Annotated in this window: 15 protein-coding genes; all 15 read left to right on the forward strand. The window is 74.0% G+C overall.

Annotated features, from left to right (window positions below; genetic code table 11):
- The first annotated feature begins 14 nt into the window (after positions 1–14).
- The 15 genes from ACLQ20_RS28295 to tpx all read left to right on the forward strand — a co-directional run bounded on the left by ACLQ20_RS28295 (position 15) and on the right by tpx (position 16,026).
- Positions 15–1,163 carry an acyl-CoA dehydrogenase family protein gene (locus ACLQ20_RS28295; protein WP_425858113.1) on the forward strand — a complete coding sequence of 383 codons (1,149 nt, stop codon included), beginning with the start codon at positions 15–17 and terminating at the stop codon, positions 1,161–1,163.
- Between the two features lie 14 nt (positions 1,164–1,177).
- Complete coding sequence (fabG, locus tag ACLQ20_RS28300) at positions 1,178–1,936, forward strand: 3-oxoacyl-ACP reductase FabG (protein WP_327028768.1); 759 nt, start codon at positions 1,178–1,180, stop codon at positions 1,934–1,936.
- Between the two features lie 35 nt (positions 1,937–1,971).
- The gene (locus ACLQ20_RS28305) at positions 1,972–3,144 is read left to right on the forward strand and encodes an acyl-CoA dehydrogenase family protein (protein ID WP_151456679.1); all 1,173 of its coding nucleotides are present in this window, start codon (positions 1,972–1,974) and stop codon (positions 3,142–3,144) included.
- Positions 3,141–3,608, forward strand: a complete 468-nt coding sequence (locus ACLQ20_RS28310) for a MaoC family dehydratase (RefSeq protein ID WP_151456678.1) — start codon at positions 3,141–3,143, stop codon at positions 3,606–3,608. Before ACLQ20_RS28305 ends, ACLQ20_RS28310 begins: the two co-directional genes overlap by 4 nt.
- Before the next feature lie 180 nt (positions 3,609–3,788).
- Positions 3,789–4,601 (forward strand): SigB/SigF/SigG family RNA polymerase sigma factor, encoded by an 813-nt coding sequence (locus ACLQ20_RS28315; protein WP_151456677.1) that lies wholly within the window; start codon positions 3,789–3,791, stop codon positions 4,599–4,601.
- A gap of 284 nt (positions 4,602–4,885) precedes the next feature.
- A complete protein-coding gene (locus tag ACLQ20_RS28320; RefSeq protein ID WP_327028767.1) occupies positions 4,886–6,031 on the forward strand; it encodes a M20/M25/M40 family metallo-hydrolase in 1,146 nt (381 codons plus the stop codon).
- A gap of 168 nt (positions 6,032–6,199) precedes the next feature.
- Complete coding sequence (locus ACLQ20_RS28325) at positions 6,200–6,799, forward strand: nitroreductase family protein (protein WP_327031238.1); 600 nt, start codon at positions 6,200–6,202, stop codon at positions 6,797–6,799.
- A gap of 280 nt (positions 6,800–7,079) precedes the next feature.
- A complete protein-coding gene (locus tag ACLQ20_RS28330; RefSeq protein ID WP_225852181.1) occupies positions 7,080–7,853 on the forward strand; it encodes a thiamine biosynthesis protein ThiG in 774 nt (257 codons plus the stop codon).
- A 14-nt stretch (positions 7,854–7,867) separates the two neighbouring features.
- On the forward strand, positions 7,868–8,143 hold the full coding sequence (locus ACLQ20_RS28335) for a MoaD/ThiS family protein (RefSeq protein WP_132238266.1): 276 nt from the start codon (positions 7,868–7,870) through the stop codon (positions 8,141–8,143).
- Positions 8,143–8,877 (forward strand): HAD family hydrolase, encoded by a 735-nt coding sequence (locus tag ACLQ20_RS28340; protein ID WP_327028766.1) that lies wholly within the window; start codon positions 8,143–8,145, stop codon positions 8,875–8,877. The genes ACLQ20_RS28335 and ACLQ20_RS28340 overlap by 1 nt, the downstream gene beginning before the upstream one ends.
- Positions 8,874–10,283, forward strand: a complete 1,410-nt coding sequence (locus ACLQ20_RS28345) for a glycogen synthase (RefSeq protein WP_151454558.1) — start codon at positions 8,874–8,876, stop codon at positions 10,281–10,283. The genes ACLQ20_RS28340 and ACLQ20_RS28345 overlap by 4 nt, the downstream gene beginning before the upstream one ends.
- Positions 10,264–11,766 (forward strand): 4-alpha-glucanotransferase, encoded by a 1,503-nt coding sequence (malQ, locus tag ACLQ20_RS28350; protein WP_425858115.1) that lies wholly within the window; start codon positions 10,264–10,266, stop codon positions 11,764–11,766. Before ACLQ20_RS28345 ends, malQ begins: the two co-directional genes overlap by 20 nt.
- On the forward strand, positions 11,766–14,087 hold the full coding sequence (gene treY, locus ACLQ20_RS28355) for a malto-oligosyltrehalose synthase (RefSeq protein ID WP_425858116.1): 2,322 nt from the start codon (positions 11,766–11,768) through the stop codon (positions 14,085–14,087). The genes malQ and treY overlap by 1 nt, the downstream gene beginning before the upstream one ends.
- Positions 14,084–15,319, forward strand: a complete 1,236-nt coding sequence (locus ACLQ20_RS28360) for an MFS transporter (protein ID WP_327028764.1) — start codon at positions 14,084–14,086, stop codon at positions 15,317–15,319. Before treY ends, ACLQ20_RS28360 begins: the two co-directional genes overlap by 4 nt.
- Positions 15,320–15,498: 179 nt before the next feature.
- On the forward strand, positions 15,499–16,026 hold the full coding sequence (tpx, locus tag ACLQ20_RS28365; RefSeq protein ID WP_358121369.1) for a thiol peroxidase: 528 nt from the start codon (positions 15,499–15,501) through the stop codon (positions 16,024–16,026).
- The last annotated feature ends 6 nt before the right edge of the window (positions 16,027–16,032 follow it).

Genomic DNA, 16,032 nt, shown 5'->3' on the forward strand with positions numbered 1-16,032 from the left:
CTAGTTTAAGCCTCATGGATCTGGAACTCTCCGCCGAGCAGGCGGCGGTCCGCCGGCTCGCCGCGGACTTCGTCGACCGTGAAGTGGTGCCGCACGCGGCCACCTGGGACCGCCGCGAGTCCGTGGATCCGGACATCGTCGGCAAGCTCGGCGACCTGGGCTTCCTGGGGCTCACCATCGGCGAGGACGACGGCGGTTCGGGCGGCGACCACCTCTCCTACTGCCTCGTACTGGAGGAGCTCGGCCGGGGCGACTCCGCCGTGCGGGGCATCGTCTCGGTCTCCCTCGGCCTGGTCGCCAAGTCGATCGCCGCGCACGGCTCCGCCGAGCAGCGGGAGCAGTGGCTGCCCCGGCTCTGCTCCGGCGCGGCGCTCGGCTGCTTCGCGCTGACCGAGCCGGACAGCGGCTCCGACGCCGCCGCGCTGACCACCCGGGCGGTCCGCGACGGCACCGACTGGCTGATCACCGGCGCGAAGATGTTCATCACCAACGGCACCACGGCCGACGTCACGCTGGTCTTCGCCCGCACCGGCGGCCCGGGACACCGGGGCATCAGCGCCTTCCTGGTGCCCACCGACGCGCCGGGCCTGACCCGGCGGGAGATCCACGGCAAGCTGGGCCTGCGCGGGCAGGCCACCGGGGAGCTGCGCTTCGACGGCGTACGGGTGCCGGAATCCGCGCTCCTCGGCGAGGAGGGCGCCGGCTTCCGGCTCGCCCTCGCCACCCTGGCCAAGGGCCGGATGTCCGTGGCTGCCGGCTGCGTCGGCATCGCCCAGGGCTGCCTGGACGCGGCCGTCGGCTACGCCGGGCAGCGCACCCAGTTCGGCAAGCCCATCGCCGGCCACCAGCTCGTGCAGCAACTGCTCGCCGCCATCGCCGTCGACACCGACGCCGCGCGGCTGCTGGTGTGGCGGGTGGCCGACCTGATCGACCGGGGCGAGCCGTTCGCCACCGAGGCGTCGATGGCCAAGCTCTTCGCGAGCGAGGCCGCCGTGCGCGCCGCCAACAACGCGGTCCAGGTCTTCGGCGGCTACGGCTACATCGACGAGTACCCCGTCGGCAAGTACCTGCGCGACGCCCGCGTCGCCACCCTCTACGAGGGCACCAGCCAGATCCAGCAGCTGCTCATCGGACGCGCGCTCACCGGCGTCAACGCCTTCTAGAGCCAGGAGGAACCGTGACCAGATTCGCCGACCGGGTCGCCGTCGTCACCGGCGCCGCGCAGGGCATCGGCGCGGCCACCGCGCACCGACTCGCCGCCGAGGGCGCGGCCGTCGCGGTGGTGGACCTCGACGCCGTGCGCGCCCGGGCCGTCGCCGACGAGATCGCCGCCGCCGGTGGCCGGGCCGTCGGCATCGGCTGCGACGTGACCGACGCCGAAGCCGTCGCCGCCATGACCGACCAGGTGGTCCAGGCGTACGGGGGGCTGCACGTGCTCGTCAACAACGCCGGGATCACCCGCGACAACCTGCTGTTCAGGATGCCGCTGCCCGAGTGGGAGGCGGTGCTGACCACCAACCTGACGAGCATGTTCCTCTGCTGCCAGGCGGCGCAGCAGCACATGGTGGCGGCCCGCTACGGCCGGATCGTCAACCTCAGCAGCCGCTCCGCGCTGGGCAACCGGGGCCAGGTCAACTACGCGGCGGCCAAGGCCGGCGTGCAGGGCCTCACCGCCACGTTGGCCGCCGAGCTGGGCCCGTTCAACGTGACCGTGAACGCGGTCGCGCCCGGCTACGTGGCGACCGCGATGACCGCGGCCACCGCCGAGCGGGTGGGCAGCAGCCCCGAGGAGCACCAGCGGGCGGTCGCCGAGCACACCCCGCTGCGCCGGGTCGCCCAGCCCGCCGAGATCGCCTCGGTGATCGCCTTCCTGGCCAGCGACGACGCCTCGTACGTCAGCGGCCAGACCCTGTACGTCAACGGCGGCGCGCGCTGAGCCGCGCGTAGCACCGCACCGACCCCGGAGGGGACATGGACTTCGCGCTCTCGGACACCGAACGGGCCATCCGCGACACGGCCCGCGACTTCATCGCCAGGGAGGTCATGCCGCTGGAGCCGGAGCTGCTGCGGCGCGAACGCGCCCACCGGCCCGGGCTGGAGCCGGACGAGCTGCGCGAATTGCAGCTCAAGGCGCGGGCGTTCGGCTTCTGGGGGCTGGCCACCCCCGAGGCGTACGGCGGCATGGACCTGCCGGCCGTCACCCAGTCGCTGATCTGGACCGAGATCGGCCGCTCGTACGTGCCGTTCCGCTTCGGCGGCGAGGCCGACAACATCCTGTTCCGGGCCAACGAGGAGCAGCAGCGGGAGTTCCTGGTCCCGACGATCGAGGGGGAGCGGCGTAGCTGCTTCGCGATCACCGAGCCGGGCGCCGGTTCCGACGCCGCCAACATCCGGCTCAGCGCCCGCCGCGACGGCGGCGACTGGGTGCTCAACGGCGAGAAGACCTTCATCACCGGCGGCAACGAGGCCGACTTCGCCATCGTCATCGCGGTCACCGACCGGGAGAAGGGCCCCCGCAACGGCGGCGCCACGGCCTTCCTGGTGGACCGGTCCATGGGCTGGCGCTCGGAGTTCATCCAGACCATGGGCGAGGGCGGGCCGGCCGCGCTGGTCTTCGACGACGTGCGGGTGCCGGAGCGGAACATCCTCGGCGAGCCCGGCCAGGGCTTCGCGCTCGCGATGGAGTGGATCGGCAAGGGCCGCTACACCATCCCCTCACACGCGGTCGGCATCGCCGAGCGGGCGCTGCGGATGGCGATCGACCACGCCACCACCCGGCAGACGTTCGGCCGGCCCATCGGCGACAACCAGGCGATCCAGTGGATGATCGCCGACTCCGAGACCGAGCTGGAGGCGGCCCGCTGGCTCATCCTGCGGGCGGCCTGGACCGTGGACCAGGGCATGGACCCGCGGCACGCCTCCTCGATGGCGAAGCTCTACGGCGCCGGCATGGTCAACCGGGTGGTGGACCGCGTGCTGCAGATCCACGGCGGCATGGGCTACACCCGGGAGCTGCCCGTCGAGCGGTGGTACCGGCAGGTCCGGCTCTACCGGATCTTCGAGGGCACCGACGAGATGCAGCGGCTCATCATCGCCCGGGACCTGCTGCGCGGCTACACCCGACTGGGAGGGCACCTGGCATGAGGACCTTCGACTCCGTCGACGAGCTGGCCGCCGCGGTCGGGGAGACCCTCGGCCCGGGGCCGTGGCAGCGCATCGAGCAGGGGCGCGTCGACCTGTTCGCCGACGCCACCGACGACCACCAGTGGATCCACCTCGACCCGGAGCGGGCCGCCGCCGGCCCGTACGGGGGCACTATCGCGCACGGCTTCCTCACCCTGTCGCTGCTGCCGGCGCTGGTGGGGAGGCTCTACCGGGTGCGGGGTGTGCGGATGGGGGTCAACTACGGGCTGAACCGGGTGCGGTTCCCCGCCCCGCTGCGGGTCGGCACAGCGGTCCGGGCCGTCGCCACCATCGCCGAGGTGTCGCCGGTGGCCGGCGGGGTGCAGCTGGTCACCGCCGCGACCGTGGAGTGCGACGCCGGCGGCAAGCCGGTCTGCGTCGCCGAGACGGTGAGCCGGCTCCACGTGGGGCCGGCGGCCTCCTGAACCACGGGCGGCACCAGCCGCGCGTGGCGGGGACCACATGGTTAGCGCCTTGTTCGGGAGTTTCTGTCGCTTTTATCCATCGGCCGTTCGGTTGATATGGCGACGGCCGTTGGTCTAGGGTGGTGGCACTGCGGTCGCCGGTACCCGGCGTCGCCGCATCTGTAGGACAGGAAGGGCAGCATGATCACCACGACGACCGCGCCGACCACCACCACCGACGCCACCACCACGGCCCCCGGTGACGAGACCCGCGCGAGTGAGCTGACCGCCGCCCTCGCCGCCCTGCCGGAGGGGCACCCCGACCGGCCGGCGCTGCGGGCGCGGGTGATCGAGGCGTGGCTGCCGCTGGCCCACCACCTCGCCTTCCGCTACAGCGGGCGCGGCGAGCCCAACGGGGACCTGGCCCAGACCGCCGCCCTCGGGCTGATCAAGGCCGTGGACCGGTTCGACGCCTCCCGTGGCGTGGACTTCGCCGGCTTCGCCATCCCGACGATCCTCGGTGAGATCAAGCGTCACTTCCGCGACCGCACCTGGAACATCCGCGTGCCGCGCCGCCTGCAGGAGCTGCGGCTGCGCATCTCCGAGGCCAACGGCACCCTCACCCAGACGCTCAACCGCGCGCCGACGGTCGCCGACATCGCCGTCCACCTCGGCGTCACCGAGGAAGAGGTCCTGGAGGGGCTCGAAGGCGCCCGCGCCTACAACGCGGTCTCCCTGTCCACCCCCATCGGCGACGGCGACAGCGCCACCGAGCTGGGCGACACCCTGGGCGCAGAGGACAGCGAGTTCGAGCTGGCCGAGCTGCGGGTCGCTCTCGGCCCGGCGCTCGCCACCCTCGACGAGCGGGAGCAGAAGATCCTCACCCTCCGCTTCTACGGCAACCTGACCCAGAGCGAGATCGCCACGCAGGTCGGCGTCTCCCAGATGCACGTCTCCCGTCTGCTCGCCCGCGCGCTGGGCAAGCTGCGCGGCCAGCTCGAGGGCAGCCGCTGACGACACCCCCGCGGCGGGCGGCCACGTAGCCGTCCGACACCCGCCTCGACGTACCGTCCTCGTCCGCCCCGCCGTGCCCGGCGGGGTGGACGAGTCCGTTTCCGTATGGGTGGCCGGTCCGCCTCGTGGCCCTGTCTTCCAGGTTGCCGTGTTGGGCGCCGCACCCACCGCATCCGTGCGGTGTCGGCGTCGTGCCCTGTGGTCGCCGGGGGTGGCGATGCCACCATCAGACCATGGTGGATGTCGATGTATTTCGGCGTGGGGCGCAGGCCCGGGCAGCGGTGATGACGGCGCGGTTGCGCCGGTTGGTGACCTGCGAGTCGCCGCCGGGGCGGGGCCGGGAACTGGCGACCTGCGCCGACCTGCTCGAGGCGTGGGGCGACGCCGCGCTGGGCCGGCGGGGGCGTCGTGTCGTCCTCGACGGACTGCCGCACCTGCTTTGGGCGGCCCCCGACCAACGCGTGCTGCTGCTGGGCCACTACGACACGGTCTGGCCGGCGGGCACCATCCGGGACTGGCCGTTCACGATCACCGGAAGCACCGCGACGGGGCCCGGGGTCTGCGACATGAAGGCCGGGATCGTGCAGATGCTCACCGCGCTGGAACTGCTGCCGGACACCTCGCGGGTGGGGCTGCTGCTCACCTGCGACGAGGAGAGCGGGTCGGCCACCTCCCGGCCGCTGATCGAGGAGCAGGCCCGGCGCTCCGGGGCGGTGCTCGTCGGCGAGCCGAGCACCGAGGGCGGCGACCTGAAGGTCGCGCGCAAGGGCGGCTCCGTCTACCGGATCACGGTGCGGGGCCGGGCGGCGCACGCCGGCGTCGAACCGCACCGGGGCGTCAACGCCGGGGTCGAACTCGCGCACCACGTCCTCGCGGTGCAGGCCTTCGCCGCGGGGGAGACGAGCGTGACCCCCACGGCCCTCACCGCCGGCACGATGACGAACGTGGTGCCGGAGTCCGCGGTCCTCTGCGTCGACGTACGCGCCTGGACCCGCGAGGAGCTGCACCGGGTGGACCGGCTGGTCCGCGAGCTGACCCCCCGGCTGCCCGACGCGCGGTTGGCCGTCAGCGGCGGGATCAACCGGTACCCGCTGCCGGCCTCGGTGTCGACGCCGCTGCTGCGGGTCGCGCAGTCGGTGGCGGTGGACCTCGGGCTGCCGGCCGTACGCGGCGTCGCCGCCCCGGGCGCCTCCGACGCCAACTTCACCGGCGCCCTCGGCGTACCGACCCTGGACGGTCTGGGTGGGGTGGGGGGCCTGCCGCACGCGCGTGGCGAGTACGTCGACGTCGCGCGGATGCCGGAGCGCACCGCGCTGCTGGCCGCCCTGACGGCCCGCCTCCTCGCCACGCCCGGCCCGACCGAAGCGGCCGAGGAGCACCGGCCGCTCGGCGCGGTACCCGCCGGGCAGGGCTCGTCGACGGACGGGTGAGCCGCCCACCCGCCCCGGGCGGCGGCCGGCGGTCGAAGTTCCGCACGGTTGCGTAAACGCGCCCGGCGCCGTTGGGTGATGCTGGATCCGTCGATCACGCGGGAGGCGTTCATGGCTGGAATGACCGGTGACCCCGGACCCGACTCGCCGCTGGCGGCGGCGGGGGACATGGTGCACAACGCGCGTACCTTCGCCGACCGGATGGCCGCCAGACGCTCCATCCGGCACTTCTCGCCGCAGCCGGTGCCGATGGAGGTCATCGATGAGGCGATCCGCGCGGCGGCGACCGCGCCGAGCGGCGCGAACCTGCAACCGTGGCGGTTCGTCGTAATCACCGACGCGGCCCGCAAGCGCCGGCTGCGGGAGGCCGCCGAGGCCGAGGAGCGCGAGTTCTACGCCCGGCGCGCGTCGGCGCAGTGGTTGGAGGCGATCGCCCCGATCGGTACGGACTGGCACAAGCCCTTCCTGGAGGTGGCGCCGGTCGTGATCGTGGTGTTCGAGGTGCACCAGGGTCCCCGGTCCCCGAAGCCCTACTACGTCAAGGAGTCCGTCGGCATCGCGGTCGGCGTGCTGATCACGGCGCTGCACCACGCCGGCCTGGCCACCCTGACGCACACGCCGAGCCCGATGCGCTTCCTCAACGAGGTGTGCGAACGCCCGCCGGAGGAGCGCCCGTACCTGGTCATGCCGGTCGGCTATCCGGCGCCGGACGCGACGGTGCCGGACCTGGTCCGCAAGCCGCTGCCGGAGGTCCTGATCCGGCGGTGACGGCCCCTTCCCCGCGCCGGGGCGGGCCGGCCGAATATCACCGTTCTCGTAAACAATCAATGATCCGCGCGTAATGAAGTGCCGCACGTTGGAAGATGCCGCGCTGCGCCGTGGCAACCAAGATTCTTTTCGCAACTCCTGTGACGGACCGATCGGTGATTCGCCGGCCGGCGGTGCGTCCGGGTCTTGGCGGGCTTCGGGGGCCCCGCCCCCGCCCCACCCTGGCCCGGGCTGACGCTCCCGCCGCCGGTCGTGCCCGGCTCGACCAGAAAGGGTGTACATGTCCGTGGATTCGATGGAGGTCGCTGGCCTCCGGGACGCATGGGTCAGGCTCGGCGACACGGAGCTGACCTCGCGCCTGCTCGTCGGTATCGAGCAGTACACGTCGCCGTCGGTGATCCGCCAGGTGCTCGAGGCGACCGGTTCGCAGGTCTTCATCACCACCGTGGACCCCGACAACAACCGTTCGAGTCTCCTGCTGTCCGACCTGGCCGACGAGATTCCCATCGAGCAGTACCTGTGGATCGGCACGACCTCGTTCGCCCGGTCGGCCGAGAGCGCGTGGAAGACCGTCAACATCCTGCACGACGCCTACGGCATCACCGTGTTCAAGCTGGACGTCCGCGGCCGGACCAACGAGCCGGACAACCGGGCCACCGTCGAGGTCGCCGCCCAGCTGCGCGAGCAGGGCTGGGAGGTCATGCCGTTCATCCTGCCCGACCTCGCGACCGCCAAGGAGTTGGCGGCGCTCGGCTGCTCGGCGCTGCGCGTGATGAGCGCCCCCGTGGCCTCCGGCCACGGCATCCCCGACCCCGGCCCGATCCGCCAGATCATCGACACGGTCGACATTCCGGTGGTCGTCGAGGGCGGGCTGGGCAGCGCCCGGCACGCCACCCTGGCGATGGAGCTCGGGGCGGCGGCGGTACTGGTCAACACCGCCCTGGTGAAGGCCCGGGAGCCGATGCTGATGGCGCAGGCGATGAAGCACGCCGTGGAGGCCGGTCGGCTGTCGTACCTGGCCGGCGCCATGCCCGGCGACGAGATCCCCTACTGACCGAGGAGCCGACCATGGCCGTCGAGGTGTGCATCCCGACCGTGTTCCGCAACTACACCAGTGGCAGCAAGTACGTGACCGCGGACGGCTCGACCGTCGCCGAGGTGCTGGCCGACCTCGAGGCCCGGCACCCGGGGCTGGGCAGCCGCGTGATGGGGGAGGACGGGCAGCTGCGCCGCTTCGTCAACCTCTACATCAACGACGTCGACGTGCGCACCAGCGGGATGCTCGACTCCCGCCTGCGCGACGGCGACTCGCTGACCATCCTGCCCGCCGTGGCGGGGGGCTGATGGCGTCCGGACCGGTCCCTGTCTTCGCCGGTGTGCTGTTCGACCTGGACGGCGTCCTGATCGACTCGACCGAGGCCATCCTGTCGCTCTGGCGGGGCCTGGCCGCCGAGCACGATCGGGCGCTGTCCGCGTCGGCGATCCGCGACGACGTGCTCGGCTGTTCCCCGGAACACTCGGTCTCGGCGCTCTTCGGCGACCTCGACGCCGACACGCGGGAGGAGATCCTGCGCCGGGTGCGGGTCGCCGAGACCGACCTCGCGTTCGTCGAGGTGCCGGGTGCCCGGGAGATCCTGGCGACGCTCGGCGGCGCCGGTGTCCGGCTGGCGCTGGTCACCGGCGCCTCCGCGCGCCGGGCCCGGCGGGTGGTGGCGCACCTGGGCGTCGCCGCGGCCTTCGACGCCATGGTCACGTGGGGCGAGACGGCGCGCGGCAAGCCGGCGCCGGACTGCTACCTGCTCGCGGCGCGCCGGCTCGGGCTGGCCCCGGCGGGCTGCCTGGTCGTCGAGGACGCCCCCAGCGGCGTCCGCGCGGCCTCGTCCGCCGGGGCGGTGACGGTCGGCGTCGGCGACGCGCCGGCCCTGCGGGCCGCCGGGGCGACCTGGACCGCGCCGGACCTCGCCGCGCTGAGCGTCGCCCGCGCCGCCGGCGCGGTCGAGCTGCGCCTGGCCGGCGCCCCGATCGCGGGCCTGTCCACGGTCGCGGGGCCGGCCACGCTGTCGGGGACGCGGGCGTGAGCGCCGGCCGCCCGCTGCGGGTCTTCTTCGCCACCTCCGAGGTGGCGCCCCTGGTCAAGGTGGGCGGTCTCGGGGATGTCGCCCGGGCCCTGCCCCGGGCGCTGGCCGGCCGGGGGCACGACGTACGGCTGTTCCTGCCCGGCTACGCGGGGCTGCCGGACGGCCGCCGGGTCGGCACGGTGGCGGTCGCGGCGGGCTCGGCGCGCGCCGAGTTCACCGTCGACGACCTGGGCGACCACGACGGCGTCCGGTACCTCACCCTGCGGACGCCGCAGCATCCCGACTGGCAGCGGCCCGAGGGGTACGTGGAGAAGCACCTGTCGTCCTTCGTGCTGTTCTCCCGGGCGGTCGCCGAGTTGGCCGCCCGGTCGGCGAGCCCGCCCGACGCGGTGCACTGCAACGACTGGCACGTCGGGCACGTCCCGGCGTACCTGCGCGCCCTCGACGCGTCGCCGCGGACCGTGATGACCATCCACAACCTCGCCTACCAGGGGTTGTTCCCGCACGACAAGGCCGACGAGCTGGACCTGACCCGCTACGGCACCGGCAACCTGCTGGCCCAGGGCATCCGGTACGCCGACGCGGTTACCACCGTCAGCGCCCGCTACCGGGACGAGACCCTCGCCCCCGCGCACGGGGTCGGGCTGCAAGGGTTGCTGCGGGCCCGGGGCGAGGACTACCACGGGATCCGCAACGGGGTCGACTACGACGACTTCGACCCCGCCACGGACCCGCACCTGCCGGCCCGCTTCGACGTGCACGACCTCGCGGGCAAGGCGGTGGCGAAGCGCGCGCTCCAGCAGCGCAGCGGCCTGGCGACGGATGCGGAGGTGCCGCTGTTCGCCTTCGTCGGCCGGTTGGTCGACCAGAAGGGCGTCGACCTGCTGCTGGAGGGCATCGACGAGATCGCCGCCCTCGGCCTGCAACTCGTCGTCGTCGGCGTCGGGGCCGAGTACGAGCGGTCGTTCCGCCGCGCCGCCCGCTACTACCCGCACGTCGCCTACCACCCGGACAGCGGGGAGGCGATCGCCCGGCTGGCGTACGCCGGCTCGGACGCCTTCCTGGCGCCCTCCCGGTTCGAGCCGTGCGGGCTGGCGCCGCTGATCGCGCTGCGCTACGGGTCGGTGCCCGTGGTGCGGCGGGTCGGCGGCATGGCGGAGACGGTCGCCGCGACGGGGCTCGGCTTCTCGTTCGACGGCTACCGCGCGCCGGACCTGGTCGACCTGATCGCGCAGGTGGTCGCGCGCTGGGCCGACCGGCAGGCGTGGGCGCGGTTGCGGGAGCGCGGCATGCGGGCCCGGTTCTCGTGGGACGAGGCCGCCGAGCGGTACGAGCAGTTGTACGTGCGCGCGCCGGCGCACGGGACAGGACGGGAGGACGACTCGGGTGCCGGTCAACCGACGTAGCGGGATCCTGCTGCATCCCAGTTCACTACCGGGCCGGTTCGGGGTGGGTGAGTTCGGGCCGGCCGCGATCGAGTGGCTGGACTTCCTCGCGGCCGCCGAGCAGAGCGTGTGGCAGATGCTGCCGCTCAACCCCGTCGGCGCGGACGGCTGCCCGTACCAGGCCAGCTCCACGCTGGCCGGCAGCCCGCTCTACGTCAGCGTCGAGCGGCTGCGCGACGAGGGTCTGCTCACCGCCGCCGACCTGGCGGACGTGCCGGCGCTGCCGCCGGACACCGTGGACTACCCGGCGGCGGGCGCCGTCAAGGCCGACCTGCTGGCCCGGGCGTACGCCGCCTTCACGCCGACCGCCGACAGCGAGGCGTTCGCCCGGGAACAGGCGTGGTGGCTGGACGACTACGCCCGCTACATGACCCTGCGGGAGCGGTACGGCGGGCCGTGGACGAGCTGGCCGGCGCCGCTGGCCCGGCGGGACCCGGACGCGCTGGCCCGGCTCGACGACACCGAGCGGGACCGCCTCGACTACTACCGTTTCGAGCAGTACCTGTTCGCCTCGCACTTCACCGCCGTCCGCGACCATGCCCGCCGGCTCGGCATCGAGCTGATCGGCGACGTGGCCATGTTCGCCGGCACGGACAGCTGCGAGACGTGGGCGGCGCCGGAGCTGTTCCAGCTGGACGCGGCGGGCCGTCCGACCGCCGTGGCCGGGTTCCCGCCCGACGAGTTCAGCGCCGACGGCCAGGTCTGGGGCAACGCGCTCTACCGCTGGGAGCTGATGGCGGAGGACCAGTACGCCTGGTGGGTCGACCGGATCCGCCGGATGACCCAGCTGTACGACATGATCCGGCTCGACCACTTCCGGGGCTTCCTGCGCTACTGGGCCGTGCCGGTGGGCCGGCCGGCGAGTGCGGGGCGCTGGCGCGACGGGCCGGGCCCGTCGCTGTTCCAGGCCGTCCGCAAGGAACTCGGCGAGGTGGTGATGCTGGCCGAGGACCTGGGGCCCGCCTCGGCGGAGGTGCAGCAGCTGCGCATCGACGCCGGCATTCCCGGCATGCGGCTGCTCCAGTTCGCCTTCGCCGGCGACGAGAACCAGCATCTGCCGCACCACTACCCGACCGACTGCGTGGCCTACACGGGAACCCACGACAACGACACCACACTGGGCTGGTGGGAGGAGTCGAGCGCCGACCAGCGGCTGCGGGTGGAGCGCTACCTCGGGGGCGTACCGGACGGCATCTGCCGGTCGATGGCGCGGGCGGTCTTCGCGTCGGTGGCCGAGCTCGCCGTCCTGCCGTTGCAGGACGTGCTGGAGCTGGGCCCGGCGGCCCGGATGAACGTCCCGGGGCAGGCCGAGGGGAGCTGGCGGTGGCGGTTCCGGGCGGAGGCGCTGACCCCGGGCCTGGAGTTCCGGCTGCGCCGGCTGACCGAGACGTACGGCCGGGACCGGCGGGCGTCCACCCGACGGGCCAGGGGGTTCACCGGCTGATGGCGGCACCGACCTCCACGTACCGTCTCCAGTTCGGCCCCCACCTCGGTCTCCCCGACGCCGTCGTGCTGACCGACTACCTGGTCGACCTCGGTGTCGGCGCGCTCTACGCCTCCCCGCTGCTCGCCGCGGCGCCGGGCTCGACGCACGGCTACGACCTGGTCGACCCCACGCGCGCCGACCCGGGCCGGGGCGGTGAGCGGGCGCGCCTCGCGCTCGCCCGCCGGCTCGCCGAGGCCGGGCTCGGCTTCGTGGTCGACGTGGTCTGCAACCACATGGGCGTCGCCGACGCGGCGGCCAACCCGTGGTGGTCCGACGTGCTGCGGCACGGGCTGGAGTCCCGCTACGCCCGGTTCTTCGACGTCGACTGGTCGGCGGGGCCGCTGTTGCTGCCGGTGCTGGGCGACGACGGCGACGGCGGCGCGGCGGCCGAGGGGGAGCTGAAGCTCGCCGACGACTCGCTGGTCTACCACGAGCACCGGTTCCCGCTGGCGCCCGGCACCGGGCACGGCACGGTGGCGCAGGTGCACGGCCGGCAGCACTACCGGCTGGTGTCCTGGCGCCGGGGGGCGGCCGACCTGACGTACCGCCGGTTCTTCAACATCGACACGCTGGCGTGCCTGCGCACGGAGGACCCGGAGGTGTTCGGGGCGCTGCACGCCGAGACGCTGCGCTGGGTCCGGGAGGGGCAGGTCACCGGGCTGCGCGTCGACCATCCGGACGGCCTGGCGGACCCCTCGGAATACCTGCGACGGCTGCGGGCCGCGGCGCCCGCAGCGTGGATCGTCGTGGAGAAGGTGCTGGGCGTCGGCGAGGAGCTGCCGGCGGGCTGGCCGGTGGACGGCACCACGGGCTACGACGCGCTGGCCGAGATCTCGGGCGTCTTCGTGGCCCCGGCGGGCCGGCAGCGGCTGACCGAGGCGGCCGGCCTGACCGACACCGCGCTGGCCGACGTCGTGCGCGAGGCGCGCGAGCAGGTCGTCGCGACGATGCTGGTCGCCGAGGCGCGACGGGTGGAGGCGCTCGTCGCGGCGCTGCTGCCCCGCTGCCCGGCGGCCGAGCGCGCGGACGCCGTCCGGGCCCTGCTGGTGGAGTTTCCCGTCTACCGGTCCTATCTCCCGCAGCACCGCTGGGCGCTGGACGAGGCGGTCGAGCGGGCCGCCCGGCGTCGGCCGGCGCTGCGGGGGATCCTCACCGCCGTCCGGGACGAGATGGTCGCCCGGCCGACCGGCCCGCTCGCGGTGCGGGTGCAGCAGGCGACCGGCCCGGTGATGGCCAAGGGCGTCGAGGACACGGCGATCTACCGGCACAACAGCCTGGTCGCGGTCAACGAGGTGGGCGTCGACCCGGGCCGGTTCGGGGTGTCGCCGGGTGAGCTGCACGTGGCGAACGCGGCCCGGGAGGCCGGCTGGCCCGCCACCATGACCACGCTGTCCACCCACGACACCAAGCGCTCGGAGGACGTACGGGCCCGCCTGGCGGTGCTCAGCGAGCTGCCGGAGGCGTACGCCGAGCGCTTCCGCCGCTGGTCCGCCCGGCAGCCGTTGGGCGATCCCCTGCTCGAACCGCTGGCGTGGCAGACCCTGCTCGGCGCCTGGCCGATCGGCCCCGAGCGGCTCTCCGCCTACCTGCTCAAGGTCGCCCGCGAGACGCGGGTGCGCACCAACTGGCACGATCCCGACCTCGACTACGAGGACGGCGTCACGAGCTGGCCCGCCCGGGTGCTCGCCGACGGGTCCCTCACGGCGGAGGTCCGTGCCTTCGTCGACCGGATCGCCGCGCCCGGCTGGTCGAACTCGTTGGGCCAGAAGCTGCTCCAGCTCGCCGGTCCCGGGGTGCCCGACGTCTACCAGGGCACCGAGCTGTGGGACTACTCGCTTGTCGATCCGGACAACCGCCGCCCGGTCGACTTCGCGGCCCGCCGGCGACTGCTGGCGGAGATCGACGCGGGACGGACGCCGCGGGTCGACGACACGGGGGCGGCCAAGCTGCTGGTCACCTCCCGGGTGCTGCGGCTGCGCCGGGACAGTCCGCGGCTGTTCCGCGGTTACCGCCCGGTCCGCGCGGAGGGCGGCGCGGCGGAGCACCTCATCGGCTTCTCGCGCGGCGGTGACGACGGCGTCGTGGCGCTGGCCACCCGGCTGCCGGTGGGGCTCGCCGAACGGGGCGGCTGGGCCGACACCGTGGTGCCCCTGCCCGGTGACGCCGACGGCTGGGTGGACGTGCTCACCGGCGCGCCGGTCCGTTCGTCGGCGCCCCGCGTCGAGGACCTGTTCGGCCGCCTGCCGGTGGCACTGCTCGTCAAGAAAAGAGGATCATGAGCGTCGACGTGGAAACCACCGGCCGGCGACGGTCGATGGCGGCCCTGCTCGGTGGGGTGGCCGCCACCAACACCTCCATGGTGGGGGCCAGCACGGCGTCCACGCTGATCGGCGCGGAGGAACTGACCGAGCTCTGGAGCGGCGTGCCGAACGCGGCCGGCGTGCTGGGTACCGCCGCCGGCACGCTCTGGCTGGCCGCGCTGATGGCGCGTCGGGGCACCCGTTCCGCGCTGTCGCTGGGCTACCTGGTCGCGATCGTGGGCGCGGCGGTGGCCGGCGCGGCGGTGGCCTCCGGGCAGGTGTTGCTGCTGATCTTCGGCATGGTGCTGCTCGGGGTGGGCAACGGCGGGGCGCAGCTGTCGCGGTACTGCGCGGCGGACCTGTACCCGCCCCGCCGGCAGGGGCTGGCCGTCGGGGTCATCGTCTGGGCGGGCACCGTCGGGGCGGTCTTCGGGCCCAACCTGATGGAACCGAGCGCCACCGCGGCCAGCCGGCTGGGTCTGCCGGACCTGGCCGGGCCGTTCCTCGTGGCGCTGCTGGCGGCCGGCATCTGCGTGCTCGCCTCCGCCGCCATGCCCCGGTCGCGGACGGCGGCCCGGCGGGGCGCCAACGATCCGACCCCGGCGCAGGTGTGGCGGCACCCGGTGGTGTCCGTCGCGCTGGTGTCCATGATCGCCGGGCAGCTGGCCATGGTCGCCCTGATGACCATGACGCCGCTGCACATGAGCAGCAACCACCACGGCCTCACGGCGGTGGGCGTGGTGCTCAGCGGCCACATGATCGGCATGTTCGCGCTGGCGCCGCTCTCCGGCTACCTGTCGGACCGTTTCGGCGGTCGGGCCGCGATCCTGATGGGCATCGGCCTGCTGGTCACCTCCGTCGTGGTGGCGTCGTGGCCGGCGGCCCACGGCAGCGGCCTCACCCGCCTGGTGGTCTCGCTCTTCCTGCTCGGCTGGGGCTGGAACCTCACCTTCGTCGGCGGTAGCGCCCTGCTCACCCAGGCACTGACCCCGGCCGCGCGGCGGGCGGTGCAGGGCCGGGTGGACGCCCTCGTGTGGGCCGCCTCGGCCGTGGCCAGCGTGGTGGCCGGGGTGGTGCTGGCGACCACCAACTACGTGGTGCTGTCGGTCGCGGCCGGGGTCGTCTCGCTGATCCCGGTGCCGATGCTGCGCCGCCGGCCGCCGGCCGAGGAGTCGGCCACCGCCCCCGAGCACGCCGACGCGGTGCGCTGACCCGGCGCGAGGCGGCACGTGCGAAGGTGCGGCCGTCGGGCGCGGCGGACGATGCTGGGTGCGGCGCGGGCCGGCGTACCGCCCGGTACCGGCCGCGCCTCCCTGGGGCCGCCGGTGCCCGGTGGGTCCCGCCGGCGCCGGCCGACCCGCCCACTCCCGCTGGACGCTAGGAGAACCTGATGACAGTCGCGTTGGAACGTGCCGGCGTCACGACGTTCCGGGGCCGCCCGGTCACGCTGCTCGGGCCGGAGGTGCGTGTGGGCGATCCCGCGCCGGCCTTCACCGCGCTGGCCAACGACTTCTCGCCGGTCGACCTGGCCTCGTCGGCCGGTACGGTGCGGATCCTGTCCGTGGTGCCGTCGCTCGACACCGGCGTCTGCGACCAGCAGACGCGGCGGTTCAACGAGGAGGCCGCCGCCCTGCCGGGGGTGAGCGTGCTGACCATCTCCGTGGACCTGCCCTTCGCGCAGGCCAGGTGGTGCGGCAACGCCGGCATCGAGGGGGTCCGGACGGCCTCGGACCACCGCGACCTGTCCTTCGGGCTCGCCTACGGCGTGGTGATCGCGGAGTTCCGGCTGCTCGCCCGGGCGGTCTTCGTGGTCGACGCCGAGGACCGCGTCGTGCACGTCGAGTACGTGCGCGAGGTCGGCGAGCACCCGCGCTACGAGGAGGTGGTCGCCGCGGCGAGGTCGGCGTCGTCCCGCTGACCCGCC

This window comes from Micromonospora sp. DT46 (assembly GCF_049841735.1).
Classification (GTDB): Bacteria; Actinomycetota; Actinomycetes; order Mycobacteriales; family Micromonosporaceae; genus Micromonospora; species Micromonospora reichwaldensis.

What these genes read in the sequence shown, in the direction of transcription:
- ACLQ20_RS28320 (WP_327028767.1), top strand. Translation starts at nt 4,886, where the DNA reads ATGACGGCGCGGTTGCGCCGGTTGGTGACCTGCGAGTCGCCGCCGGGG.
- ACLQ20_RS28305 (WP_151456679.1), top strand. Translation starts at nt 1,972, where the DNA reads ATGGACTTCGCGCTCTCGGACACCGAACGGGCCATCCGCGACACGGCC.
- ACLQ20_RS28340 (WP_327028766.1), top strand. Translation starts at nt 8,143, where the DNA reads ATGGCGTCCGGACCGGTCCCTGTCTTCGCCGGTGTGCTGTTCGACCTG.
- ACLQ20_RS28360 (WP_327028764.1), top strand. Translation starts at nt 14,084, where the DNA reads ATGAGCGTCGACGTGGAAACCACCGGCCGGCGACGGTCGATGGCGGCC.
- ACLQ20_RS28325 (WP_327031238.1), top strand. Translation starts at nt 6,200, where the DNA reads ATGGTGCACAACGCGCGTACCTTCGCCGACCGGATGGCCGCCAGACGC.
- ACLQ20_RS28315 (WP_151456677.1), top strand. Translation starts at nt 3,789, where the DNA reads ATGATCACCACGACGACCGCGCCGACCACCACCACCGACGCCACCACC.
- tpx (WP_358121369.1), top strand. Translation starts at nt 15,499, where the DNA reads ATGACAGTCGCGTTGGAACGTGCCGGCGTCACGACGTTCCGGGGCCGC.
- ACLQ20_RS28295 (WP_425858113.1), top strand. Translation starts at nt 15, where the DNA reads ATGGATCTGGAACTCTCCGCCGAGCAGGCGGCGGTCCGCCGGCTCGCC.
- ACLQ20_RS28335 (WP_132238266.1), top strand. Translation starts at nt 7,868, where the DNA reads ATGGCCGTCGAGGTGTGCATCCCGACCGTGTTCCGCAACTACACCAGT.
- ACLQ20_RS28330 (WP_225852181.1), top strand. Translation starts at nt 7,080, where the DNA reads ATGTCCGTGGATTCGATGGAGGTCGCTGGCCTCCGGGACGCATGGGTC.
- ACLQ20_RS28310 (WP_151456678.1), top strand. Translation starts at nt 3,141, where the DNA reads ATGAGGACCTTCGACTCCGTCGACGAGCTGGCCGCCGCGGTCGGGGAG.
- treY (WP_425858116.1), top strand. Translation starts at nt 11,766, where the DNA reads ATGGCGGCACCGACCTCCACGTACCGTCTCCAGTTCGGCCCCCACCTC.